The sequence below is a fragment of the Variovorax trehalosi genome (genome assembly GCF_051216415.1).
Taxonomy (GTDB): Bacteria; Pseudomonadota; Gammaproteobacteria; order Burkholderiales; family Burkholderiaceae_C; genus Variovorax.
The window spans coordinates 677824-701791 of sequence record NZ_JBPJZG010000002.1 but is presented as its reverse complement, the minus strand read 5'-3'; the positions used below and the strand labels follow the sequence as shown (position 1 = coordinate 701791).

Below are 23968 nucleotides of genomic sequence, written 5' to 3'. Positions count from 1 at the left end.
CCCGTGGTTATTGGATAGTTCGCTATATATTTAATAGCAAACTATCGTTGTCAGCCGGCAGTTTCCGTCAGTTGCGTCACCGGCACTGGCTTTTCGATGCCGACCAGCGCACCGCTCGGGGCCGGTGCGGCCGGCGGGGCGACGCTTTCGTCCTGCAGCTCGCGCACCACGAGTTTCTTGTCCGTCATGCGCACCGCGCCGAAGATCGTGCAGAAGGCCACGTCCTTGGCATCGCGCCCCGTGCCCACGCGCACCAGCCGGTCGACGGGCGCCATGCGCGTCGGATCGAACAGCACCCACTGCCCGCCGAGCCAGGCTTCGAACACCGCGTGGAAATCCTGCGGCGGTTCGTCGAACCACACATAGCCGACCACCAACCGTGCCGGAATGTTCAGCGCGCGGCAGAAGGTGATGCCCAGGTGCGCGAAGTCGCGGCACACGCCCGCGCGTTCCACGAACACTTCGCGCGCCGTGGTGGTCGAGTCGCTGCTGCCCGGTTCGTAGGCGATGCTTTCGTGGATCCAGTCGACGATGGCCTGCACGCGGCCGATGCCCGGCGGCAATTCGCCGAAGAGCTGCTGTGCGCAGCGCGACATCAGGTCCGACTCGCAATAACGCGTCGGCATCATGTAGTGCAGCACCTCGTCGGGCACTTCGCTGACCGGCACCTCGCGCAGGTCCGGCGGCACGTGGACATGCGAGCGCTGCACCGTCGCCTTGTAGCCGATCTTCAGCGGCCCCGGCTTCGCATCGAAGCGGATGAAGCGATTGCCGCTGCCCTCGTCGCAGAACACCTGCATCTCGGTCGGCGGCTCGATGGTCAAGGTCTCCTCCACCACCGCCTGCGCACCGGCGCGTGCGGCTTCGATGTTGAGCAGCATGTGCGCGGGCGCCGTCACCTCGTAGTCGAGTTGCGCGTCGATGTGGGAAATGTGCATAGGGAGATTCTTCAGGCCCGTCGTCGCCGCGAGCGGTGTTCGGGCAATTGCCAATGAGCCTGCGTCACGAGCAGCACCCGCAGCACACGGTGCGCGGGGCTCTGCAACAGCATGTCGAGCGACCGCGCCTGCGGCCACTTCGTCTTCAGACGCTGCATCAGTCCAGCGCCTTCTTCACCGCGCCCACGCCGAGGGCGGCGAGCACCACGAACAGCACGGCCAAGACGAGGAACAGGCCGAACAGCAGCTTGGCAATACCGGCCGCTCCCGCAGCCACGCCACCGAAACCGAGCAAGCCGGCCACCAGCGAAATGACCGCAAAAATGATCGCGTACTTCAACATCCGAAACTCCTTGCAGCAGGCCTCGCCCACCGTGCGAAGGAGCTTAGAAAGCACGCCACGCCTGCCCGATAGTCACCAGCCCCAAGCGGCCGTAGGACAAAAACGCGACGCCGCCAAACCCGCTAGCATGCCCCTCGGTTTCCCATAAAGATCAACCTCGTCATCCCATCCATTTCCCTGGAGCCATTTCGCATGAAGCTGTATTACTCGCCCGGTGCCTGTTCCCTCTCGCCCCACATCGCGCTGCACGAAGCCGGTCTCGCCTTCGAACCCGTGATGGCCAGCACCAAGAGCCACAAGCTGCAGGACGGCACCGACTACTACGGCATCAACCCGCTGGGCTACGTGCCGATGCTCGAACTGGACGACGGCACGCGCCTGCGCGAAGGCCCGGCCATCGTGCAATACATCGCCGACCTCGCACCCACCAAGAACCTCGCGCCCGCCGCCGGCACGCTGCAGCGCTATCGCCTGCAGGAGTGGCTCACCTTCATCGGCACCGAGATCCACAAGGGCTACAGCCCGCTGTTCAACCCGAACATGCCCGAGGAAGCCAAGACCATCTTCAAGGACAAGCTCAAGTCGCGCTACGAATGGCTCGACGGCCAGCTCGCCGAAAAGCAGTACCTGATGGGCGAGCATTTCAGCGTGGCCGACGGCTACCTGTTCACCGTGACCAACTGGACCAAGCCGACTGGCGTCGACATCTCCGCCTTCGCCAACGTGCAGGCCTGGCATGCGCGCGTCGCCGCCCGTCCGGCCGTGCAGGAAGCGATGAAGGCCGAAGGCCTGCTGAAGTAAACCGAAGCTCATAGAAGCAGCGAAGCGGCCGGGCCCTCTACGGGAAAACCCGGGCCGCTTCAGCCACAAGCCGCACGATGCGGCTTTTTTTTCGCGTCACGCTACGGGCAGAACTCCAGAAGACCATCGAAGGAACCCAGCGCCATGGCCGAAACCCCTCCCACCGTCGAACTGCGCGAAGAGATGCGCGGGCCCGTCATGTGGCTCACCATCGACCGCGAGGAGCGGCGCAACGCGATCAACGGCGCTGTGCTTGCTGGTCTTTCCGACGCACTGGCGCGCGCCAACGCCGACCCCGCGGTGCGCGCCGTCGTCATCACCGGCGCCGGCACGCGCGCCTTCTGCGCCGGCGCCGACCTGCAGAGCGGCACCTCCTTCAAGTTCGATTACGCGCAGCCCTACCAGGGCTTCGCCAACCTCTTCCGCCAGGCGCGCCAGTCGACCGTGCCGCTCATCGCGCGCGTCAACGGCGCATGCATGGCGGGCGGCATGGGGATCATGGCGATGTGCGACATGGCGGTGGCCAGCAGCGGTGCCGTCTTCGGCCTGCCCGAGGTGAAGGTCGGCCTCTTCCCCGCGCAGGTGCTCAGCGTGCTCGACGGCCTGCTGCCGCGCCGCGTGCTGGCCGAGATGTGCATCACCGGCGAGCCCATCACCGCTGCACAGGCGCTCGAACATGGATTGATCAACCGCGTGAGCGACGACGTGGACGAAAGCGTCGACTGGCTGCTCGGCCGCATGCTCGACAAGTCGCCCGCCGCCATCCGCCGCGGCCTCTACACGATGAAGAAGATCGAGGCGATGGCCTTCGAGGAATCGATGGCGTTCACCGAAAGCCAGATCGGCCTCTTCGCGCTCACCGAAGATGCAGCCGAAGGGCAACTCGCCTTTCGCGAGAAGCGCAAGCCGCAGTGGAGCGGCCGATGAACAGCACCCACAAGGAACGCATCGTCCGCATCGGCGGCGCCTCGGGCTTCTGGGGCGACAGCAGCGTGGGCGCGCCGCAGCTCGTGGCCAGCGGGCAGATCGACTACCTCGTGTTCGACTACCTCGCCGAGCTCACCATGTCGATCCTCGCTGGCGCGCGACTCAAGAAGCCGGAGCTCGGCTATGCGACGGACTTCGTTTCGGTCGCGATGAAGTCGGTGCTCAAGGATGTCGTGAAACAAGGCATCCGCGTGGTGAGCAATGCGGGCGGCGTCAACCCGCAGGGCTGCGCCGATGCATTGGCAGCGCTCGCGAAAGAGCAAGGCATCGAACTCAAGATCGCCGTGGTGAGCGGCGACGACGTCTCCGCGCTGCTGCCACAGCTGCGCCAGGCCCAGCCGCCGGTGCGCGAATTGCAGAGCGGCGCGGCACTGCCCGAACGCGTGCTCACCGCCAACGTCTACCTCGGCGCGCGGCCGATCCAGGCGGCGCTCGACGCGGGTGCGCAGGTGGTCATCACCGGCCGCTGCGTCGACTCGGCCGTCACGCTCGGGGTGCTGATGCACGAGTTCGAATGGCAGTCCGGCGACTATGACCTGCTTGCAGCGGGCAGCCTCGCGGGCCACATCATCGAATGCGGCTGCCAGGCCACCGGCGGTCTGCACACCGACTGGGACACCGTGCCCGACTGGCCCCACATCGGCTACCCCATCGTCGAGTGCAGCGCGGACGGCAGCTTCGTCGTCACCAAGCCCGCGGGCACCGGCGGCAAGCTCGTGCCCGCAGTGGTGGGCGAGCAGATGCTCTACGAAATCGGCGACCCCGCGGCCTACCTTTTGCCCGACGTGACGGCCGACTTCACGCAGGTGCGCATCGAGCAGGCCGGCGAGCAGCGCGTGCGCGTGCATGGCGCACGCGGCCGTGCACCGACCGCGAGCTACAAGGTCAGCGCCACGTTTGTCGATGGCTTCAAGACCGCGGCACAGCTCACCATCGTGGGCTTCGATGCGGCCGCGAAGGCACGACGCACGGGCGAGGCGATCCTCACGCGCACCGGCGAGCTCTTCACGCAAACCGGCTTCGGCCCCTACAGCGGCACGCACATCGAAATGCTGGGCGCCGAGTCCTGCTACGGCCCGCATGCGAACGCGCAAGCGCTGCAGACGCGCGAGGTGGTGCTGCGGCTCGCGGTGACGCATCCGCGCAAGGAGGCGCTCGAGCTGTTCGCGCGCGAGGTGGCGCCAGCCGGCACCTCGTGGTCTCCGGGCACCACGGGTGCGAGCGGCGGGCGGGCTTCCGTGTCGCCGTCGATCCGGCAGTACGCTTTCCTGCTCGACAAGTCGCAGGTCGAGGCCAGCGTGAGCATCGACGGACAGCGGATCGATGTGCCGCGCACCCTCGCACCCACTGTCATCGATACCCCCGTGCCGCGCCCCGCCAACGCCACGCAACAAGCAGCGGCACCCGAGGCCACCGACACCGTCGAAGTCCCCCTCATCCGCCTCGCCTGGGCCCGCAGTGGCGACAAGGGCGACACCTCGAACATCGGCGTCATCGCGCGCCACCCCGCCCTGCTGCCGCTGCTGCGCGAGCAGCTCACCGAAGCGCGCGTGGCCGCGTGGCTCGCGCACCTCGTCAAGGGCCGCGTCACGCGCTACGAGGTGCCGGGCATCGACGCCTTCAACTTCGTCTGCGAAGAAGCGCTGGGAGGCGGCGGCATGGCCTCGCTGCGCAACGACCCGCTGGGCAAGGGCATGGGGCAGATCCTGCTCGCCATGCCGGTGCGCGTGAGCGCCACGCTGCTCCCCTGACCGTGCATTAACACCAATCGGGACAACCGTGCGACAGCAGGGTTGAGGCCGGGCGCTTAGCCTTGCGCCTGTTTCAACTCTGCTCCCTCATCCACGATGTCCACCCTTTTCGACCCCGTACAGGCCGGCGACCTGAAGCTCGCCAACCGCATCGTGATGGCGCCGCTGACGCGCAACCGGTCGCCCAACGCCGTGCCGCCCGAGCTGGCCGTCACCTACTACGCGCAGCGTGCCACCGCGGGCCTCCTGATCACCGAAGCCACCGCCATCAGCCACCAGGGCCAGGGCTACGCCGACGTGCCCGGCCTCTACGGCACCGAGCAGCTGGACGCCTGGAAGCGCGTGACAGACGCGGTGCATGCCGAGGGCGGCAAGATCGTCGTTCAGCTCTGGCATGTGGGCCGCGTCTCGCACACCGAACTGCAACCCGATGGCGGAAAGCCCGTCGCCCCCTCGGCCATCACCGCCAAGACCAAGACCGTGCTCATCAAGGGCGGCGTGCCGACCTTCGTCGAAACCTCCGAGCCGCGCGCGCTCGATGCCGGTGAACTTCCTGGCATCGTCCATGCCTATGCGGTCGCGGCGCGCAGCGCGGTGGAAACCGCCGGCTTCGACGGTGTCGAAGTACACGGCGCCAACGGCTACCTGCTCGACCAGTTCCTGAAGGACGGCAGCAACAAGCGCACCGACGACTACGGCGGCCGCATCGAGAACCGCGCGCGCCTCTTGCTCGAAGCCACGCGCGCTGTGGTCGACGCGGTCGGTGGCGGCAAGACCGGCATCCGCCTGTCGCCCGTCACGCCTGCCAACGACGTGCACGACAGCGACCCGCAGCCGCTCTTCACCTACGTGGTCAAGCAGCTCGCGCAGCTGAACCTCGCCTACATCCACATCATCGAAGGCGCCACCGGCGGCCCGCGCGAGATCGAGGACCGCCCCTTCGACTACGAAGCCCTCAAGGCCGCGTATCGCGAAGCCGGCGGCAAGGGCGCATGGATGGTCAACAACGGCTACGACAAGCCGCTGGCCGATGAGGCCGTGAAGGAAGGCGACGACCTCGTGGCCTTCGGCAAGCCCTTCATCTCGAACCCCGACCTTGTGCGCCGCCTGCGCGAAAACGCACCGCTGAACGAGCTCGACAAGGCCACGATGTACGGCGGTGGCGCGAAGGGCTACACGGACTATCCGGCCCTCGGCTGATCCCCAGGGCCATGGCAAGATGCGGCGGACTTTCGTGTCCCCCGCCCTCCAGGAGAGAAATGTCATGGCCCGCATCGAGCAACGACTGGCCGCGCTCGGCCTCGTTCTTCCCCCGACCGTGACGCCGCCGCCCGGTGTCGCGCTGCCTTTTCAGTTCGTGCGCGTGATCGGCCGCCGCGCATTGATCTCGGGTCACGGCCCGCTCAACGCCGACGGCACCATCGCCGCGCCGCTCGGCAAGCTGGGCCGCGAGGTGACGGTCGAGCAAGGCTATGTGTCCGCCCGCCTCACGGCCCTCGCGATGCTCGGCAGCCTGCAACGCGCCCTGGGCGATCTCGATCGCATCACGGCCTGGACGCGCGTGTTCGGCATGGTCGCTTCGGCACCTGGCTTCGACAAGCAGCCTGCGGTGATCAACGGCTTCTCGGACCTCATCCTCGAGCTCTTCGGGGCCGACATCGGCGCGCACGCGCGCAGTGCCGTGGGCATGGCGGAGCTGCCGTTCAACATCCCGGTCGAGATCGAGGGTGAGCTGGAGTTCGACGCGTGAGCCAAGGGACTGCATGGACCCTCCGGCGGGCCGACACGGAAGATGCCGCATCCATCGCCGAATGCGCCATCGAGGCCTTTCGACACTACATCCCGCGTCTCGGTCTCACACCGATTCCGATGACCAAGGACTACGGTGCAGCCATCGCCAATGCGCAGGTCTGGGTCGCCACGCACCAGGACGAAACCATCGCCGCACTGGTGCTCGACGTCACCGACGAAGGCTTCCTGATCGACGTGATTGCGGTACGGCCCCAGCACCAGGGCACCGGCGTCGGCCGCGCCCTGCTCGAGCTCGCCGAGCATGAAGCGCTCCGGCAAGGCCACGATTCGATCTACCTCTTCACCAACGAGAAGATGACCGAGAACCGCGCGCTCTACGAACGCATCGGCTATGTCGAATACAAGCGCGTCGCCTTCGCCGAGCGCACCCGCGTCTTCCTGCGCAAGCCCTTGAGATAACCACGATGCAGCTCGCCCGCATTCACCACGTTGCCATCATCTGCGCCGACTACGCACGCTCGAAGCGCTTCTACACCGAGGTGCTCGGCCTGCGCGTCGTCGCCGAGAACTACCGTGCCGCGCGCGCTTCGTACAAGCTCGATCTCGCGCTGCCCGATGGTTCGCAGATCGAGCTGTTCTCGTTTCCCGAAGCACCTGCGCGTCCCACGCGGCCCGAGGCGCAGGGCCTGCGGCACCTGTCCTTCGAAATGCACGACGTGCAGGCCGCGGCCGATGAACTCGTGGCGCAAGGCATCGCGGTGGAGCCGCTGCGCGTGGACGAATACACGGGCCGGCGCTTCACCTTCTTCGCCGATCCCGACGGGCTTCCTCTCGAGCTCTACGAAGCCGAGCCTGCCGACGACCTCGGTGCGCTGCTGTTGAAGCTCGAAGGCGCGCTGCATCTGCGCGAGGTGCGATCCCGCGCGGCGCAGCTCGAGGAACTGCTCGACGACGACTTCCGCGAGCTGGGTGTGTCGGGCACGGAATGGACGCGGCCCGCGATCATCGACGCGCTGCGCGACGAGGTTTTTTCAGAGCGAACGATCTCGGACTTTCGCGTGCAACGCATGGCGCCCGATGTCGCGCTAGTCACCTACCGCGCACACCGTGCCGCGATACCGGAGCGCCCCGCAGCCGATTCGCTTCGCAGTTCGTTGTGGCGACTGCGGCGCGGCAGATGGCGCATGGCGTTCCACCAGGGCACGCCGCTGCCGACGCAGACCTAGGCGACCTCTCCGAACGCCACGCTCACGCGCAAGCCCGCAGGCTCGGCCGCTTCGAGCCGCAACTCCGCCCCCAGCAACTCGGCATAGCGCGACACGATCGACAGCCCCAGCCCCGAGCCCTGCCCCAGCTTCTGCCCGGCGGGGCCCTGCGCCCATCGTTGCATCAGGTCGCGCTGCGCCTCGAGCGGAATGCCGGGCCCGTCGTCGATCACGCTCAGCGTGCGCCCTGCCAGCTCCACCGTGATCGTGCGGCCGCCATAGCGCAGCGCGTTGTCGATGAGGTTGTCGAGGATGCCTTCGACCAGCGCTTCGTTGGCCATCACGACCACGCCGTCGTCGAGGCCGCGCGCACCGAGGTCCACGCCCCGCGCATCCGCACGCGCGAGATGCCGCAGCACGGTTTGCTCGGCCAGTGCATCGAGGCGCACCGGCTCGCGGGCCAGGCTCGTGCGTGCTTCCTCGGCCAGCGCGAGCGCGAGCAACTGATCGATCAGGTGGCTGGCACGCGCCTGCCGCTCCGACACCCGCGCGAGCTGCTCGCGCCAGACCGCCGTGTCGTGCTGGGCGAGACCGTATTCGGCCAGTGCGCGAATGCCCGCGAGCGGCGTGCGCAGCTCGTGCGCCACATTGCCCACGAACTCGCGCTGCGCCTGAACGCTGTGGCCCAACCGCTCGAACAGAGAGTTGACCGCATTGCCCAGGCGCTGCAGCTCGCGCGAGGTCTGCGCCACCGCCACCGGAGACAGATCGCGCACGTCGCGCCGGTCGAGCGCCTGCTGCAGGTCGCCGAGCGGACGCAGGTCGCTGCGGATGCCGTACCAGAGCCACACAGCCAACAGCACCAGCAGCAGGATCTGCGGCGCCAATGCAAAGCCGAGCAACTGCCGCACCAGCGCCGTGCGGCTCAGCGTGGTCTGCGCGATCACCACGCGGTAAGGCATCGCGATGCCGGGCTCCGCATCGTGCTCGAGCACCACCGCACGCATCGACTTGCCCTGGTAGTCCAGATCGGAGAAGCGGTAGCGCGCGCCATTCACGGGCAACGGTGCCTGCAGTTCCGGCTCCCCCGAGATCAGCGAACCGTCGAGCCGCTGCACCGAGAAGTGGACCTTGTCGATCTGGTCGAAGAGCACCGTGGCCACCTCGCGCGGCGTGAGCAGCAGCTCGATGCCGCGCTCGCCTGCCTGCACGTTGGCCGACAGCGCATAGGCGTCGTCGAGCATGCCGCGGTCGAAAGCCTGTTCGGAAAAGTAGTTGGCGATGACCAGCGCGATCACCGCGCCGAACATCCACGTGAGTGCCAACGGCACCAGCACGTTGCGCAGGACCCGCCGCGTGAGCGACGGTGCGATCGGGGCAACGGTGCCGTCCGTCACACCTCGGCTTCGAGCAGGTAGCCGATGCCGCGCAACGTGCGGATGCTCGCGCCGGTGCCCAGCAGCTTCTTGCGCAGCCGCGAGATGAAGGCCTCGAGCGCGTTGTCGCCGAGCGATTCATCGAAGCTGGAGAGCTTGTCGGACAGCGCCCGCTTGCTGACCGTGCGGCCCGGCGGGCTCATCAGTTCCCACAGCACCTCGAACTCGCGCGCGGGCAGGTCGAGCGGGCCGCCCGTGGTGGAGAAGCGGCGCGCCTTGCGGTCGAGCTTGAGCTGGCCGAGCAGCACGATGTCTTCGGTGCCCTTCGCACGGCGCACCAGCGCACGCAGGCGCGCCTCGACTTCGGCGAGATCGAAGGGCTTGCCCAGGTAGTCGTCGGCGCCTGCATCGAGGCCTGCAATGCGTTCTTCGGTGCGGCCACGCGCGGTGAGCACGAGCACCGGCGTGCGGTCGCCGCGCGCGCGTGCCTGTCGCAGTGCCGTGAGTCCGCTCGCGAGGCCGCTCGTGGGGCTCGCGGTGGCCGGCAGGTTAAGATCGAGCAGCACCGCGTCGAAGGGTTGCACGCGCCAGAGGTGGTCGGCGTCTTCGACGTTGGTCGACACGTCGACCCGGTGGCCCGCATCCGCCAGGCTGCGCAGCATCACATCGCGCAGGACGGCGTCATCTTCGACAAGCAGGATTCGCATGGTGGTGGGGTGGTGAAAGTGTGAAGAGTTGCTGAATGAATGGGTCAGGGGCCGGTCAGTAGCTCCACACGATAGTCGTTGCATGAGCATACGACAGCAGCATGAAACAGGGGCCATTTTCATGGCCCGCGCCACACGATGAGCGCACGTGACGCCTCCGATCAACTGAGCCTGGTTCCACTCGAGGTGCAACGCACCGCGGTGGTCCTGCTGCATGGTTTATGCAGCACGCCTGACGAGCTGCTGACCGTGCAATCGGCATTGCGCGCCCGGGGGTATGCGGCACATCCGCTGTCGATCGACGGCTACTCCTTCGATGCCGGTGCGCCGATGCAGCACGCCGCGCCGTACGAACGCTGGCTCGACGCCATCCAGACGCAGGTCAAGGCGCTGCGTCTCAAGCACGACCGCGTGATGCTCGTCGGCATCTCCGCCGGCTCTTCGCTCGCGCTGGGCGCGGCCATCCGCTGCGGCCGCGACGTGGATGCGCTGGTGCTCATGTCGACCACGCTGCGCTTCGACGGCTGGGCGATTCCGCGCACGCAGTTCCTTTTGCCGCTCGCCTTCTACACGCCGCTCGGGCGCCTCTGGCAATACCGCGAACGCCCGCCCTACGGCGTGAACAACGAACGCGTGCGCGCCTGGATCGAGCGCGAGTTGCGCCATCGCAAGATCTCGCGCGCGGGCAGCTCGGTGATCGGTGTCGGCCATCTGCGCGAACACGACCGGCTGATCCGTCACGTGCGACGCAACCTGAACGCCGTGCAGTGCGACAACGTGCTCGCGCTGCATGCCCAACAGGACGAGGTGGCCAGCGTGGCCAATCTCGACATCCTCGCGCGGGGCCTGCGCTGCCGCGCATTTCGCACCGTGGTCGTGACCAACAGCTACCACATGATCACGATAGACAACGACCGTCAACAGGTCGTGCGCGAAACAGTGTCATTCGCCGATGCGCTGGCGCATTCCACGATGCCCGCGCATCCCCTGTACGCATGAGTTCGTCCGAGCGAACGCACCCGAAAGGAACACAGCCCATGTCCTCGCCCACCTTCAACAGCATCGCGACGATCCTGGAGACCGACTTCAAGGTCGATCGCAGCGCCATCTCGCCCGCCACCGTGCTCACCGACCTCGGTCTCGACTCGCTCGCGCTGATGGAGTTCGTGTTCGCGGTGGAAGATGCCTTCCACCTGCGCATTCCCGAAGACCGCCTGGACCCGCGCGAAGCCGGCATCACGCTGCAGCGCTTGTGCGAAGTGATCGACGCCGAGAGCAGCGGCGCGTTCGTGCCGTCCATCGAAGCGGCCCACGCATGAGCAGCAACGCCGCCCACGCCATGCTGGCCGCATCCGCGGCACGCGCCGCCTCGGCGCCCCTGCGCGTGAGCGGCATGGGTTTCATCACCCCTATCGGCCGCACCGTCGAGGCCTTCGACGATGCGTTATTCGCGGGCCGCTCGGCCGTGCGCGCGCAGACGCTCAAGATCAAGGGCATGGACCCGATGTCGCTCGCCGTGGCCGCCTGCGATTTCGATTCGAACGGTGTGCGCAGCACCTCGCGACTGCCGCTGGACCGCGGCACGGCCATGGCACTGGCCGCCGCGCAGGACGCGGCCGCACAGGCGGGCTTGGATGCCGACAGCGTCGATCCCGAGCGCCTGGGCATCTTCTGGGGCAGCGGCCTCGCCGGCGCGGGCGCCTTCGACACCACGACCAACGCGCTCTACGGGGAGCAGAAGCGCATGCGCCCGACGACCGTGCTCACCGTGATGCCCAACGCGGCCGTGGCAGAGCTCGCGCTGCACTTCGGCGCACGCGGCTCGGCGATTGCCTACGCGTGTGCCTGCGCCTCCTCGGCCGTGGCCATCGGCGAGGCGATGCGCGCGATTCGCGGCGGCTGGATCGACGTCGCCATCGTCGGTGGGCACGACGCGATGCTGACGCCCGGCGTGATGGCCAGTTGGCACGCGATGCGCGTGATGGCACCGCCGCCGGCCGATGCGCCGTCCTCCGCCTGCCGGCCTTTCTCGGGCGACCGCGCGGGCTTTGCCATCGGCGAAGGCGCGGCGGCGCTGGTGATCGAATCCGAAGCGCATGCACAGGCTCGCGGCGCGAACGCTGTACCCTTCGTGCTCGCTGGCTACGCCACCAACTGCGACGGCACGCACATCACCAACCCCGATTCAGCCGGCCAGGTGCGCGCCATGCGGGCCGCGTTGCGCGATGCAGGCATCGAGGCCTCGGACGTCGGACACATCAACGCGCACGGCACCGCCACATCAGCTGGCGACGCGGCCGAAGCCGCATCGATCCGCGAGGTGTTCGGCAATGCCACGCCCGTGAGTGCCACCAAGGCGATCCACGGCCACGTGCTCGGCGGCGGCGGCGCCATCGAGCTCATTGCCGCACTGCGCGCACTGGCTCGCGAAGCCTTGCCCCCCATCGCGAACCTGCAGACGCCCGATGCAGCTTTCGATCTCGACTTCGTACGCGGCGAAGCGCGCGAAGCCAGGGGCATCCGCTACGCGCTCTCCAACTCCTTCGCTTTCGGCGGCACCAACGCGGTGATCGTGGCCGGTCGCGTGTCAGATGCGGCGGAACGCTGAAGATTCGCTGAAGGCTTGCTGAAAAACAAGACGCGGTGCATCGGCTGGTCGTTCTCGTCGTGCCCGTGTTCGCGCTGCTCATGGCGTGCGAATTCGCGTGGGGTTGGCTGAGGCACCGCAACACCTACCGCTTCAGCGATACGCTCGGCAGCCTGAGCCAGGGCCTGCTGAGCCAGGCGCTCGCGGTGTGCATGCAGCTCTTCCAGATCGGCCTTTACGCGATGGTCTATCCGGCCGTCGCGATCTGGACGCGGCCCACCTTCTGGGACGGCGCCATCGGCTGGATCATCGCGGTGCTGCTGTTCGACTTCTGCGACTACTGGCTTCACCGCGCGGGGCATGAGTCGGCGGTGTTCTGGGCCGCGCACTCGGTGCATCACCAGAGCCAGCAATTCAACTTCTCGACTGCGCTGCGGCAGGAAAGCATGGTCGCCTTCCTGGGATGGGCCTTCTACTTGCCAATGGCAGTAATCGGCGTGCCGCCCGAACAGTTCGGCATCGCGGGACTCATCGTGCTGGTCTACCAGTTCTGGATCCACACCGAGCACATCGGCAAGCTCGGCTGGTTCGACCGCGTGTTCTCCTCGCCCTCGAACCATCGCGTGCACCACGCAGTGAACGACGGGTATGTGGACCGCAACTACGGCGGCATGCTCGTGGTGTGGGATCGGATGTTCGGCACCTTCGCCGAGGAGAACGAACCCGCGGTCTACGGCACGCGCAAGGCGCTGGCGAGTTTCGATCCGCTGCGGGCCATCCTCGGGCCATATGCGCCGCTCGTGCGCGACAGCTGGCACACGCGCAGATGGCGCGACAAGCTCGCCGTGTGGTTCAAACCACCGGGCTGGCGGCCGGCCGATGTGGTGGCGCGCTTTCCGGAAACGCCGTTCTCGCTCGACGAGGCGATGCACATCCACGATCCGGCGCTGACCCGCGCGCAGGTCGCCTCGGCATCGATCCACTTCATCGGATGGATCGGCGTGACGCTTATCCTTCTGTGGGGCTCCGACGACCTCGCATTCCGCACCGGTCTCGAACTCCTCGCGCTGGCCGTCGCGGGGTTCTGGGCCATCGGCGCCGTGCTCGATTCGCGCATTCGCCTGCGATGGGCCTGGTGTGTGCAGTGCGCACTGCTGGCGTTCTCGGTGGCGCTCCTGACCTGAGATGCAGTCGGTAAGCTCGGCGCTTCCATTGCTCCGAGACTTTCACCATGCGCAGGCTCGCCACCCCCGAAGACCTCCACGCGGTCTTCACGCTCTACATGCACGAGAAGGTCGTGCCCTATCTTGGCTACGACCCGATGCCGCTCGAAGACTTTCGGCCTATCTACCAGGAGATGGTCGGGAGCGGACGCTTCTTCATCTATGAACTGGACGGTCGGATCGCTGGCTTCTACCGCGCCACGCGCTATCCGGGCCGGGTGCAGCACGTGGCCAGCCTGGGCACGCTGGCCGTCGATCCGGCGCTGCACGGCCAAGGCGTAGCGCTGGCGATGGTGAGCCAGGCGATCGACGAACTGAGGGCCGCCGGCGTCAAGCGCATCGAGCTCTGCGTCGAAAGCGACAACGCGCCGGGCCTGCGCTTCTACGAGAAGCTGGGCTTCGTGCGCGAAGGCACGCTGCGCAAGTTCTACCAGCGGGCCGGCGATGCAGAAGCCATCGACGATCACATGATGGCGCTGCTGTTCAATTGAAGAAAGCCGTTCAGGGCTTCCAGCGGCGCAGCAGCAAAGCGTTCGCCATCACGCTCACGCTCGACAGCGCCATCGCCGCGCCGGCAACCACTGGACTCAGCAGCCCGAAGGCGGCGAGCGGGATGCCGGCCACGTTGTAGGCGAAGGCCCAGAACAGGTTCTGCCGGATCTTCGCCACCGTGCGGGCCGAGAGCTCGAACGCTTGCGCCACCAGCGCGAGATCGCCACGCATCAGCGTGATGCCGGCCGCTTCCATCGCCACGTCGGTGCCGCCACCTGAAGGTGCCATCGCGATGCCCACATCGGCCGCGGCGAGCGCGGGTGCGTCGTTGGCGCCGTCACCGACCATCGCCACGACATGGCCGTCGCGCCGCAAAGCACTGACCTGTGCAGCCTTGTCGGCCGGCAGCACGTCGGCGCGCACGTCCTCGATGGCAATGCCGAGCCGCGCCGCCATCGCCTGCGCCGCGCGCAGGTTGTCGCCCGAGATCATCACCACGCGCAGGCCTCTTGCACGCAGCGTGCGAATAGCCTCCGCAGCCTGCGGCTTGGGTTCGTCTGCGAAGGCCAGCAAGGCCTGCACATGCGCGGCGCCCGCTTCATCGAAACGCAGCAACGCGGACACGGTGGCACCTTGCGCCTGCAGGCTTTCGATCTCGGCTTCCGCGGGCATCGCATCGAGCTCCCTGCACCAGCGCAGGCTCGCGATGGCCCAGGTGGCGCCGTTCACTTCACCGCGAACACCGCGGCCCGGCATGGCCTGCATCGCGCCCAACGGCGGCGCCTGCACGCCGCGTTGTGCGGCAGCCGCAAGCACCGAGCGTGCGAGCGGATGCTCGCTGCCACCCTGCAGGCTGGCGGCGATGGCCAGCAGTTGGTCTTCCGTGGCCTCGATGCCTGCCACCGGCAGCAATGCAGTGAGCACGGGCCGGCCCAATGTCAGCGTGCCGGTCTTGTCGAAGGCCACTGTGTCGACGCGATGCGCGATCTCCAGCGAGCGGGCGTCCTTGATCAGGATGCCGTGCCGTGCCGCCACACCGGTGCCCGCCATCACCGCCACCGGCGTCGCGAGGCCGAGCGCACAGGGGCAAGCAATGACCAACACCGCCACGGCATGGATCAACGCGGTCTCGATGCCCGCGCCTGCGACCAGCCAACCCGCCAGCGTGATCAGCGCGATCACCAGTACCACGGGCACGAACACGGCCGCAACCTTGTCCACCAGCCGCTGGATCGGCGCCTTGGCGGCCTGTGCATCCTCGACCAGTCGGATGATGCGGGCCAACACGCTCTCAGCGCCGATCGCGCGCACCTCGATCACCATCCGGCCATCACCGTTGACCGCGCCGCCCGTGAGCGCATCGCTGGGTCCCTTGGCCACCGGCAGGGGTTCGCCGGTGAGCATCGATTCGTCGACTTCGGACTGCCCTTCGATCACGCGCGCATCGGCCGGCACGCGTTCGCCGGGCCGCACGGCGAGGCGGTCGCCCACCATCACTTCGGCGAGCGGTACGTCGCTCTCGCCACGTGCGCCGACCAGGTGCGCCACTTCGGGCCGCAGCTGCTGCAGTGCGCGGATCGCGGAGGTCGCCTGGCGCTTCGCGCGGGCCTCGAGCCACTTGCCGAGCAGCACCAGCGTGATCACAACCGCGGCTGCTTCGAAATAAAGATGCGGCATCTCGCCGTGGCCCGCATGCTCGCCGGTCGCAGCGCGCCACCACAGCCACAGCGACAAACCGAAGGCCGCGCTGGTGCCGAGCGCCACCAGCAGGTCCATGTTGCCGGTGCGGGCCTTGGCCGCATGCCAGCCCGCGCGGTAGAAACGCGCGCCCAGCCAGAACTGGACCGGGGCGGCGAGCAACAACTGCAGCCAGGGCGGCAACATCCAGTCTTGTCCGAACGGGCCGCCGAGCATCGGTGCCAGGAGCGGAATCGACAGTGCGAGGCCGATGGCCACCGGGCCGAAGCCATGCCACGGCGACAGGGCCGCAGCTTCATCGGCAGCGCTGCTTGCCGCGCGGGGTTCGTAGCCGGCGGCCCGCACGGCTCGGCGCAGGCGTGCGTCCATGTCTTCGGCATCGGTGGTCACCACGCGGGCCGATTCGGTCGCGAGGTTCACGCTGACGTCCTGCACGCCGGGCACGTTCTTCAAGGCGCGCTCCACGCGCATCACGCACGAAGCGCAGGTCATGCCGCCAACCGAGAGGTCCAGCGTGGCAGTGGCGGCCGAAGAGAGTTGCTGCGAGGTTTCCATGTGCCGAAGACTAAAGCCTCACACCATGGCAAGGTCAAGGCCGAATTCGAAGTGCCCCTTCGCTGGACGTTGACATCGTGAGAGGGTTCAAACTGGCGGCTCACTTTATTCATCCACCAAATAAGGAGTCAGAACGATGAGCCAGAAATTCCAGGTCTCGGGCATGAGCTGCGGCCACTGCGTGAACGCAGTGCAGAACGCGGTGCAGACGGTCGATCCCGAAGCACAGGTCACGGTCGACCTCGAGACGGGCCATGTCGACGTGCTGAGCGAACAGCCGCGCAAGGACATCGTGGCCGCGATCGAAAACGCGGGCTACGGCGTTCAATGACGAGCCAGGTCGCCATCGGCGAAGCCGCGCGCCTCTCGGGCGTGTCGGCGCGCATGGTCCGGCACTACGAGGGGCTGGGCCTCCTGCCGGCGGTGGCGCGCACCGACAGCGGCTACCGGCAGTACGGCGAGGCGGATGTGCACACGCTGCGCTTCATCAAGCGCTCACGCGACCTGGGTTTCTCGATGGAAGAAATCGCCGAACTGGTTGGCCTCTGGCACAACCGCCGGCGCGCGAGTTCGAGCGTCAAGCGGATTGCACAGAAGCACCTGGGCGAACTGGAGCAGCGCATCGCTGACATGCAGTCGATGTGCAACACGCTCGCGCACCTGGTGCATTGCTGTCACGGCGATGCGCGGCCCGACTGCCCCATCCTCGACGATCTCGGTAAAGCCTAGATCAAGCGCCGCGCACGAGTGACAGCACCTTGCCAGCATCCAGCGTTCGAGCCTTCTCCTGGATGGCCGGCAGGTATTGCGTCTGCAGGCTCTGCCCTTCCTTCACCACGCCCGAGAACGCTTCCTTGAGCATCTGCGTCGAGAGCGTGCGGCCGCCGGCGTAGTAACGCTTGGCCACATGGCCCAGCGCATAGGTCGAGGCGAAGCTCATGCCCGAGCTCACGGCCTGGTTGCCAAGGCCGCGCAACAAACCACCGCCCACCTTGCCCAGCAAGCCACCCAGCAGCTTGCGCCCAGCCTGCTCCAGGTACTGCGACGTCAGGCCCACGCCGACCGTGGCCAGGAAATCCTTGATGTGGCCGCTGTCGAGCTGGTAGCCGTGCGCCTGGCCGATGCGATAGACCAGCTTCATCTGCAGCGGAATGATCGCCATGGTCGAGAGCGTCTCGGGCAGCAACTCGAGCGCGCCGTTGAGGATGGCGGCATTGAGGATCGACTTATCGAGCTCTGCGCTGTCCGGCACGTTGGGGGTCGCAACCGCCGTCACGGCGGTTCCTGCTGCCGCGGCCACGGGCACCGCGGCAATTTCCTCTGCCTGCTGCGAGAAACGAGCGGCCGAGGCGTCGAGGCCGAGCGAGGTGCGCACGTCCATCAGGAACATGCGCTCCGCTTCCGATTGGGCGCCGTCGGCATCGCACACGCACACCGCCATCTCATAGGCGAGTTGCTTCGATTCGTTGCTGGTCAGCTCGCCAGCCACTGAAGCGAGAGAAACGCGCTTCATCAGCACGTCCTGGTAGAGCGTCGGCAGGTTCAACCCGTCGGCTTGCGACAGGCCCTCCGCAATGCGCTTGATCTCGGCGCGTTCGCGCTCGTGTTTCTCGCCGTCGACAAAGGCAGCCAGCAGGCTCAGGGTCACGATGGCCTTGGTTTCTGAAGGTGTCATGTTCGAAATTTTTTGCAATGTGAAGGACGGCGTTGGGTTGGCCAGGGGCTCGAAGGTTCCTTGCGCGTTGTCCCCGCAAAACTTGGGCAACTCTGTGGATAACGTCGGTGCTTCTGTGTAGGGGTGTGGCAAGTGGTTGATTTGAAAGGGAAATCTACATATTGCCCAAATAAGAGGCAATGAATTTATCGGACCGAAAATCGCCTTTCGCAGATTTTCCGGGGACTGTCAAAGGACAACTCTGGGGAGAGTTCTGGCACAAGCCATGGGTTATCCACAGGGCGGGCGGGTTACCCAATGTTGTTCCTTTTGCGGGTACATCCCGGAAGCGCAGCTGCGCACAGTGACAGAGCTGTGACAAGTCCTTGTCACATAACGGAAAAAGTGTCCTGTCCACAGAAGAGGGCATCCCTTATCTACTACTACTAATTTGAATAAGAAGAATAAGAAATAGAAGACAGAAAGAGCGCCGCGCCAAAAAAAAGGCCGCGAAAGGCCGCGCCGGCCCCCGGCGCCTCGGGCGGAAAACCGGCACCGCCGTCCTTCCTTCCCCTCGCTAACATTCGCGGATGAGCTTCAAACCCCGGATCCTGATCGCCGAAGACGAATCGGGCATCGCAGACACGCTGCAATACGTCCTGAAGAGCGACGGCTTCACGCCGGTCTGGTGCGCCACCGCCGAAGAAGCGATCGCGCAGTTCGCGCAGGAGCCGCCTGCGCTGGCCATCCTGGACATCGGGCTGCCCGATCTCAACGGCTTCGAGCTCTTCAAGCGCCTCCGGGCGCTGAACCAGTCGCAGGGCGGGCCGGAGGTGCCGATGCTGTTTCTCACGGCCCGCAGCGACGAAATCGACCGCGTGGTTGGCCTGGAGCTGGGTGCCGACGACTACATCGCCAAGCCGTTTTCGCCGCGCGAACTGGTCGCCCGGGTCCGCACAATCCTGCGGCGCAGCACGCGCAACAGCCCTGGAGGCCCCGGAACGGCCGCAGCCCCTGGAAACGGGGTACCCCCTCAAAATTCGTCCGCAGCGCCTCCAGCGGCGCCACAGACCCCGCCAATGCCCTTTGCGGTCGACAACGAGCGCATGCAGATCCGGTACTACGGCCGCCTCCTGGAGCTCTCGCGTTACGAATACGGGCTCCTCCGGCTGCTGGTGCAGCGGCCCGGCCGCGTCTTCACGCGCGACGAATTGCTGGAACACGTCTGGGACGACGCCAGCGACAGCTTCGACCGCACGGTCGACGCGCACATCAAGACGCTGCGCGCCAAGCTCAAGGTCGTGGCGCCCGACGTGGAGCCGATCCGCACGCTGCGCGGCACCGGCTATGCGCTGAACGAAGAACTGCCGGCCAGGGTTTCGTGACCCGGCGAACGCGGATCTTCATCGGCATCCTGCTGATCTACACGGCGGGCATCGCCTTCCTGCTCTACCGCGTGGTGTCGGACATCGATCCGCGCTACCGCGAATCGGCCGAGGAATCGCTGGTCGAGACTTCGCAATTGATGGCCAGCCTGGTCGAGCAGGACGTGATCGCCGGCGCCATCAACACCGCGCGCCTGGAGCCACTGTTCCGCACGGTCTACGCGCGCGAGTTCTCGGCGCAGATCTACAACCTGCACAAGAGCCAGGTCGAGCTGCGCGTCTACGTGACCGACCGCAGCGGCCGCGTGATGTTCGATTCGCTCGGCAGGCACCTGGGCGCCGATTACTCGCAGTGGAGCGACGTGAGCCGGACGCTCGCGGGTCTTTATGGCGCACGTACCTCGCGCGATGTCGATGGCGATCCGCGCACCTCGGTGATGTACGTGGGCGCACCGATCCGCTGGAACAACGAGATCGTCGGCATGGTCAGCGTTGGCAAGCCGGTGCAGAGCTTCGGCCAGTTCGTGGAAGACGCGCGCGCCCGCACGCTGTGGGTGGGCGTGGGTTCGGGCCTGGCGCTGTTGCTGCTCGCGGTGATCGTCTCGATCTGGCTGGTGCGGCCTTTCGGGCTGATCTCGGACTACTGGACCTGGGTGCGCGCGCAGCGCACCTTGAGCTTTTCGCGCATGGCGCGGCGCGCGGTCGATGCGGTGCGTACTGGCTTCAGCGAAATGCGCGATGCACTGACGGGCCGCAACTATGTCGCCGACTACGTGCAGACCTTCACGCACGAAGTGAAGAGCCCGCTCTCGGCGATCCGCGGCGCGGCCGAGCTGCTGCAGGAGCCGTCGATGCCGCATGCGGAGCGCGAGCGTTTCCTCAAGAACATCGAGCGCGAGACGCAGCGCATCCAGGAAATCGTCGATCGCATGATGGAGCTCACCGCGCTCGAAACGCGGCGCGCGCTGGAGCGGACCGAGCCCGTACCGCTGGCTTCGCTGATCGACGACATCGCCATCAGCGCGCAGCCCGCGGCGGCCAAGCGGAACATTCGCCTGCTGGTGAACATCCGCACCGAAGCTAGCACCGAGGGCGACCCGTTCCTGTTGCGCCGCGCGATCAGCAACCTGCTGGACAACGCGATCGATTTTTCACCGCCCGACAGCGAAGTGCTGCTCACGCTGGAGACCACCGCGAAGCTCGCGCGGGTGAGCGTGCGCGACCACGGGCCCGGCATTCCGGACTACGCGCAGGAGAAGGTTTTCCAGAAGTTCTATTCGCTTGCGCGGCCGCACAACCAGAAGAAGAGCACGGGGCTGGGGCTGGCGTTCGTCAAGGAAATCGCCGCGCTGCATCGTGGGCGCATCGAGCTTGGCAATGCAACGCGCGGCGGCGCGGTGGCGACGCTCACGCTGCCGCTGTTGTCACATCACTGACCTGTCAGGGTGCCGTAGGCACGACGCGTCTCGGGGCTCACCGCATCGAGCAGTTGCTCGTACGAGGTCTGGTGCCGCGCCAGCATGCGCGCCGATGCCACCGTCTTCGACTTGCAGAACCAGTGGCAGGTGTGCTGCATCAGGAACAGCTCGGCCGACATGGTGAAGGCCTTGGACTTGGCCGGACGGCTCGATCCGTTCTTCATCACGCCGGCGATGCCGCGTGCGTGGATGTTCAGCGCCTCGCGCAGATCGAAGGTCGTGGACGGAAAGAGCTTGTGCGCGTACGGAATGGCGATGGGCAGCTTGCTCACGCGCGTGTCCGCCTCGGGAAGGCGCGCGAAGCCGGCGGCGAAGCTGTCGAACTGCGACGAGAGCTTTTCTTCGGTGGTATCGAGCAGGCTCCAGATCTGCTGGCGGCGTTCGGGGTCGTCCTCGCCGAGGCAGCGCAGGTAGCCCTGGGTCAGGCTTTCCATCAGCTTCTCGATCTGGTACTGGCCGAGGTGGCTTCCCAGCAGCGCGATGCGCTGGCGCTGGTCTCTGGACTTGAGGATGTAGGCGCCGACAAGAAGGAGCGCCACCAGCGTGAGGATTTCCATGAATGCGTTCGGCCAAAGAAAAAAGGGGACGGCACCGAGTGTAGAGACCCGATGCCGTCCCCTTCTGGCGGGGCTTATCTGAAGAAATCGAGGATGCGGTTGCGCTCTTCAGGCGGCGGCGGTGCACCGATCGGTGCGCCGGTGAGCTCTTCCACCGGCGGTGGTGCCTGCTCGGCGTTCTCGAGACCCAGGCTCGCCACGTTGTGCCCCGGCGTGAAGTCGTCGAAGTACCACTCGCCGTCGATGTTCACCACGCCGGGCGGTGCGGCCGGCTGCGTCACCGGCACGCCCTGCAGCGCCGATTGCATGTAGCCGATCCAGATCGGCAGGCTCAGGCTGCCGCCGGTTTCGCCGCGCACGCCGAGCTGGCGCGGCGTGTCGTAGCCGATCCATGCAATGCCCACGCGCGTGGGCTGGAAGCCTGCGAACCAGGTGTCGAAGGAATCGTTGGTGGTGCCGGTCTTGCCGTAGAGGTCATCGCGCTTGAGGGCCTGGTGCGCCTTGAACGCGGTGCCGCCCCTCACCACGCTTTGGAGCAGCGAATCCATGATGAAGGCATTGCGCTCGGGAATGGCACGCCGCGCTTCGTCGAGCACCGGTGGCTCGGTTTCCATGATGACCTTGTCCTTCATGTCGGTGACGCGGGTGACGAGGTACGGATTGACGCGGTAGCCGCCGTTGGCAAACACCGAGTAGCCCACGGCCATCTGCATCGGCGTGACCGAGCCGGCACCCAGGCCCATCGGCAGGTTGGCGGGTTGCTTGTCCTTGTCGAAGCCGAACTTCGTGACCCAGTCCTGCGCATAGGGCGCGCCAATCGACTGCAGCACGCGCAGCGTCACCAGGTTCTTGGATTTCATCAACGCGGTGCGCAGCGGCATCGGACCTTCATACGTGCCTTCGAAATTCTTCGGCTCCCACGGCTGGCCGCCATTGGCGCTGGCATCGAAATACAGCGGCGCATCGTTCACCACGGTGGCGGGGGTGAAGCCCTTTTCGAGCGCGGCCGAATAGATGAACGGCTTGAAGCTCGACCCGGGCTGGCGCCAGGCCTGCGTCACGTGATTGAACTTGTTCTTGCCGAAATCGAAACCGCCGACCAATGCCTTGATGGCGCCGCTGCGCGGGTCCATCGCGATGAAGGCGCCTTCCACTTCGGGCAGTTGCGTGATCTCCCAAGTGCCCTTCGGCGTCTTGGCCACGCGGATCACAGCGCCACGGCGGATCTTGATGTTGGGCGGCGCCTTGGCGGCGAGGCCCGACTGCGCGGGCTTGAGGCCTTCACCGGTGATCTGGATCGCTTCGCCGTTGGCGCGCACCGCGTCGATTTCCTTCGCATTGGCATCGAGCACGACGGCGGCGATCACATCGCCGTTGTCCGGATGCTCGGCAAGCGCGTCATCGACGGCCTCATCGACTTCTTTCTGCTCGGTCGGCAGGTCCACGAACTTCTCGGGACCGCGATAGACCTGCCGGCGCTCGTAATCCATGATGCCCTTGCGCAGCGACTTGTAGGCAGCCGCCTGGTCCGCTGCGACCAGCGAGGTGTAGACCTTCATGCCGCTCGTGTAGATGCTGTCGCCGTACTGCGCGTACATCATCTGCCGCACGGTTTCGGCCACGTACTCGGCATGCAGGCGGTTCGGGTCGGCCGCATCGCGCAGGTGCAGTTCTTCCTTCTTTGCCTCGGCCGCCTGCTCGGCGGTGATGAAGCCGGTCTCCTGCATGCGGTCGATCACGTAGAGCTGGCGTGCGCGTGCACGGCGCGGGTTGGCTACCGGGTTGTTCGCACCCGGGGCCTTCGGCAAACCGGCGAGCATGGCGGCTTCGGCAATGGTCACGTTCTGCAGGGGCTTGCCGAAATACGTTTCGGATGCAGCGGCGAAACCGTAGGCACGGTTACCGAGGTAGATCTGGTTCAGGTAGATCTCGAGGATCTGGTCCTTCGTGAGCTGCTGCTCGAGCCGGAAGGCCAGCATGATCTCGTAGGTCTTGCGGCTGAGCGTGCGTTCCGAGCTCAGGTAGACGTTGCGCGCCACCTGCATCGTGATGGTCGAGGCGCCCTGCTTCCTACCGCCCTTCAGGCTGGCCACCGCGGCGCGCATGAAGCCCTTGTAGTCGACGCCGCCATGGTCGTAGAAGCGCGCGTCTTCCACGGCGAGCACGGCATCCTTCATGACCTTGGGAATGCTCGCGAAGGGCGTGAGGTTGCGGCGCTCTTCGCCGAACTCGCCGATCAGCGTGCCTTCGGTGGAATACACGCGCAGCGGCAGCTTGGGCCGGTAATCGGCGAGCTCGGAAATATCGGGCAGCTTCGGATAGATGGCAACCACCGCGACGATGGATGCGACCAGCACCATCAGTGCGCCGGAGCCCACCACGATGGCGCTCCATTTGCCGATGAGCCGCCAGCGGGCGTCGCGGTCGTTCGGCGTGGCGCCGTCGTCGGGTCGGGAGGGGCTTGAACGTTTGAACATAG

The 23968-nt window shown here is 66.5% G+C and carries 24 protein-coding genes and 1 pseudogene; 16 read left to right on the top strand and 9 right to left on the bottom strand.

The window, feature by feature from the left end; genetic code table 11:
- Positions 1–50: 50 nt before the first annotated feature.
- The 3 genes from ACSFA7_RS11315 to ACSFA7_RS11305 are packed head-to-tail and all read right to left on the bottom strand — an operon-like array spanning position 51 to position 1281.
- The gene (locus ACSFA7_RS11315; RefSeq protein ID WP_435499427.1) at positions 51–938 is read right to left on the bottom strand and encodes a transglutaminase-like domain-containing protein; all 888 of its coding nucleotides are present in this window, start codon (positions 936–938) and stop codon (positions 51–53) included.
- A gap of 11 nt (positions 939–949) precedes the next feature.
- A complete protein-coding gene (locus ACSFA7_RS11310) occupies positions 950–1096 on the bottom strand; it encodes a hypothetical protein (RefSeq protein WP_206176434.1) in 147 nt (48 codons plus the stop codon).
- Complete coding sequence (locus tag ACSFA7_RS11305) at positions 1096–1281, bottom strand: DUF1328 family protein (RefSeq protein WP_013538518.1); 186 nt, start codon at positions 1279–1281, stop codon at positions 1096–1098. The genes ACSFA7_RS11310 and ACSFA7_RS11305 overlap by 1 nt, the downstream gene beginning before the upstream one ends.
- 192 nt (positions 1282–1473) lie before the next feature.
- Between ACSFA7_RS11305 and gstA the strand changes: the two genes are divergently transcribed.
- The 7 genes from gstA (at position 1474) to gloA2 (ending at position 7798) form a co-directional block, all read left to right on the top strand.
- Positions 1474–2082, top strand: coding sequence for a glutathione transferase GstA (gstA, locus tag ACSFA7_RS11300; RefSeq protein ID WP_206176431.1), 609 nt, complete (start codon positions 1474–1476; stop codon positions 2080–2082).
- A gap of 144 nt (positions 2083–2226) precedes the next feature.
- Entirely contained in the window at positions 2227–3009 is a 783-nt protein-coding gene (locus tag ACSFA7_RS11295) for an enoyl-CoA hydratase/isomerase family protein (protein WP_435499426.1), read from the top strand.
- The gene (locus tag ACSFA7_RS11290; RefSeq protein WP_435499425.1) at positions 3006–4820 is read left to right on the top strand and encodes an acyclic terpene utilization AtuA family protein; all 1815 of its coding nucleotides are present in this window, start codon (positions 3006–3008) and stop codon (positions 4818–4820) included. Before ACSFA7_RS11295 ends, ACSFA7_RS11290 begins: the two co-directional genes overlap by 4 nt.
- 96 nt (positions 4821–4916) lie before the next feature.
- Positions 4917–6020, top strand: coding sequence for an alkene reductase (locus ACSFA7_RS11285; RefSeq protein ID WP_435499424.1), 1104 nt, complete (start codon positions 4917–4919; stop codon positions 6018–6020).
- 64 nt (positions 6021–6084) lie between these two features.
- Entirely contained in the window at positions 6085–6570 is a 486-nt protein-coding gene (locus ACSFA7_RS11280; protein ID WP_435499423.1) for a RidA family protein, read from the top strand.
- A complete protein-coding gene (locus ACSFA7_RS11275) occupies positions 6567–7031 on the top strand; it encodes a GNAT family N-acetyltransferase (protein WP_435499422.1) in 465 nt (154 codons plus the stop codon). Before ACSFA7_RS11280 ends, ACSFA7_RS11275 begins: the two co-directional genes overlap by 4 nt.
- Positions 7032–7036: 5 nt before the next feature.
- Positions 7037–7798: an SMU1112c/YaeR family gloxylase I-like metalloprotein gene (gene gloA2 / locus ACSFA7_RS11270; RefSeq protein WP_435499421.1), complete on the top strand. Its 762-nt coding sequence runs from the start codon at positions 7037–7039 to the stop codon at positions 7796–7798.
- On the opposite strand, the gene ACSFA7_RS11265 is transcribed toward gloA2, so the two are convergent.
- Positions 7795–9174 carry a sensor histidine kinase gene (locus ACSFA7_RS11265; RefSeq protein WP_435499420.1) on the bottom strand — a complete coding sequence of 460 codons (1380 nt, stop codon included), beginning with the start codon at positions 9172–9174 and terminating at the stop codon, positions 7795–7797. The genes gloA2 and ACSFA7_RS11265 overlap by 4 nt on opposite strands.
- The gene (locus ACSFA7_RS11260) at positions 9171–9860 is read right to left on the bottom strand and encodes a response regulator transcription factor (RefSeq protein ID WP_435499419.1); all 690 of its coding nucleotides are present in this window, start codon (positions 9858–9860) and stop codon (positions 9171–9173) included. The genes ACSFA7_RS11265 and ACSFA7_RS11260 overlap by 4 nt, the downstream gene beginning before the upstream one ends.
- Positions 9861–9998: 138 nt before the next feature.
- Here ACSFA7_RS11260 and ACSFA7_RS11255 point away from each other — a divergent pair, with 138 nt between their 5' ends.
- The 5 genes and pseudogenes from ACSFA7_RS11255 to ACSFA7_RS11235 form a co-directional block, all read left to right on the top strand.
- Positions 9999–10859 (top strand): alpha/beta hydrolase, encoded by an 861-nt coding sequence (locus ACSFA7_RS11255; RefSeq protein WP_435499418.1) that lies wholly within the window; start codon positions 9999–10001, stop codon positions 10857–10859.
- 38 nt (positions 10860–10897) lie between these two features.
- On the top strand, positions 10898–11179 hold the full coding sequence (locus tag ACSFA7_RS11250) for a phosphopantetheine-binding protein (RefSeq protein WP_435499417.1): 282 nt from the start codon (positions 10898–10900) through the stop codon (positions 11177–11179).
- Entirely contained in the window at positions 11176–12468 is a 1293-nt protein-coding gene (locus ACSFA7_RS11245) for a beta-ketoacyl-[acyl-carrier-protein] synthase family protein (RefSeq protein WP_435499416.1), read from the top strand. The genes ACSFA7_RS11250 and ACSFA7_RS11245 overlap by 4 nt, the downstream gene beginning before the upstream one ends.
- Before the next feature lie 35 nt (positions 12469–12503).
- The gene (locus ACSFA7_RS11240) at positions 12504–13631 is read left to right on the top strand and encodes a sterol desaturase family protein (RefSeq protein WP_435499415.1); all 1128 of its coding nucleotides are present in this window, start codon (positions 12504–12506) and stop codon (positions 13629–13631) included.
- A 44-nt stretch (positions 13632–13675) separates the two neighbouring features.
- Positions 13676–14161 (top strand): annotated as a pseudogene (locus tag ACSFA7_RS11235) (N-acetyltransferase family protein); the annotation flags it as partial.
- A 10-nt stretch (positions 14162–14171) separates the two neighbouring features.
- On the opposite strand, the gene ACSFA7_RS11230 reads toward ACSFA7_RS11235, so the two are convergent.
- Positions 14172–16415, bottom strand: coding sequence for a heavy metal translocating P-type ATPase (locus tag ACSFA7_RS11230; protein WP_435499414.1), 2244 nt, complete (start codon positions 16413–16415; stop codon positions 14172–14174).
- 136 nt (positions 16416–16551) lie between these two features.
- On the opposite strand from ACSFA7_RS11230, the gene ACSFA7_RS11225 reads away from it, so the two are divergent.
- Together ACSFA7_RS11225 and cueR are read left to right on the top strand one after the other, a co-directional pair.
- Entirely contained in the window at positions 16552–16746 is a 195-nt protein-coding gene (locus ACSFA7_RS11225; RefSeq protein ID WP_206176408.1) for a heavy-metal-associated domain-containing protein, read from the top strand.
- Positions 16743–17144, top strand: a complete 402-nt coding sequence (gene cueR, locus ACSFA7_RS11220) for a Cu(I)-responsive transcriptional regulator (RefSeq protein ID WP_435499413.1) — start codon at positions 16743–16745, stop codon at positions 17142–17144. Before ACSFA7_RS11225 ends, cueR begins: the two co-directional genes overlap by 4 nt.
- 1 nt (position 17145) lies before the next feature.
- Here cueR and ACSFA7_RS11215 read toward each other — a convergent pair whose 3' ends face one another.
- Complete coding sequence (locus tag ACSFA7_RS11215) at positions 17146–18090, bottom strand: YcjF family protein (protein ID WP_435499412.1); 945 nt, start codon at positions 18088–18090, stop codon at positions 17146–17148.
- Positions 18091–18659: 569 nt separating this feature from the next.
- Here ACSFA7_RS11215 and creB point away from each other — a divergent pair.
- Together creB and creC are read left to right on the top strand one after the other, a co-directional pair.
- On the top strand, positions 18660–19454 hold the full coding sequence (gene creB / locus ACSFA7_RS11210) for a two-component system response regulator CreB (protein ID WP_435499411.1): 795 nt from the start codon (positions 18660–18662) through the stop codon (positions 19452–19454).
- The gene (gene creC, locus ACSFA7_RS11205) at positions 19451–20890 is read left to right on the top strand and encodes a two-component system sensor histidine kinase CreC (protein ID WP_435499410.1); all 1440 of its coding nucleotides are present in this window, start codon (positions 19451–19453) and stop codon (positions 20888–20890) included. Before creB ends, creC begins: the two co-directional genes overlap by 4 nt.
- On the opposite strand, the gene ACSFA7_RS11200 is transcribed toward creC, so the two are convergent.
- Both ACSFA7_RS11200 and ACSFA7_RS11195 read right to left on the bottom strand, forming a co-directional pair.
- Complete coding sequence (locus ACSFA7_RS11200; RefSeq protein WP_435499409.1) at positions 20884–21489, bottom strand: hypothetical protein; 606 nt, start codon at positions 21487–21489, stop codon at positions 20884–20886. The genes creC and ACSFA7_RS11200 overlap by 7 nt on opposite strands.
- Positions 21490–21563: 74 nt before the next feature.
- On the bottom strand, positions 21564–23966 hold the full coding sequence (locus ACSFA7_RS11195; protein ID WP_435499408.1) for a penicillin-binding protein 1A: 2403 nt from the start codon (positions 23964–23966) through the stop codon (positions 21564–21566).
- Between the last annotated feature and the right edge of the window lie 2 nt (positions 23967–23968).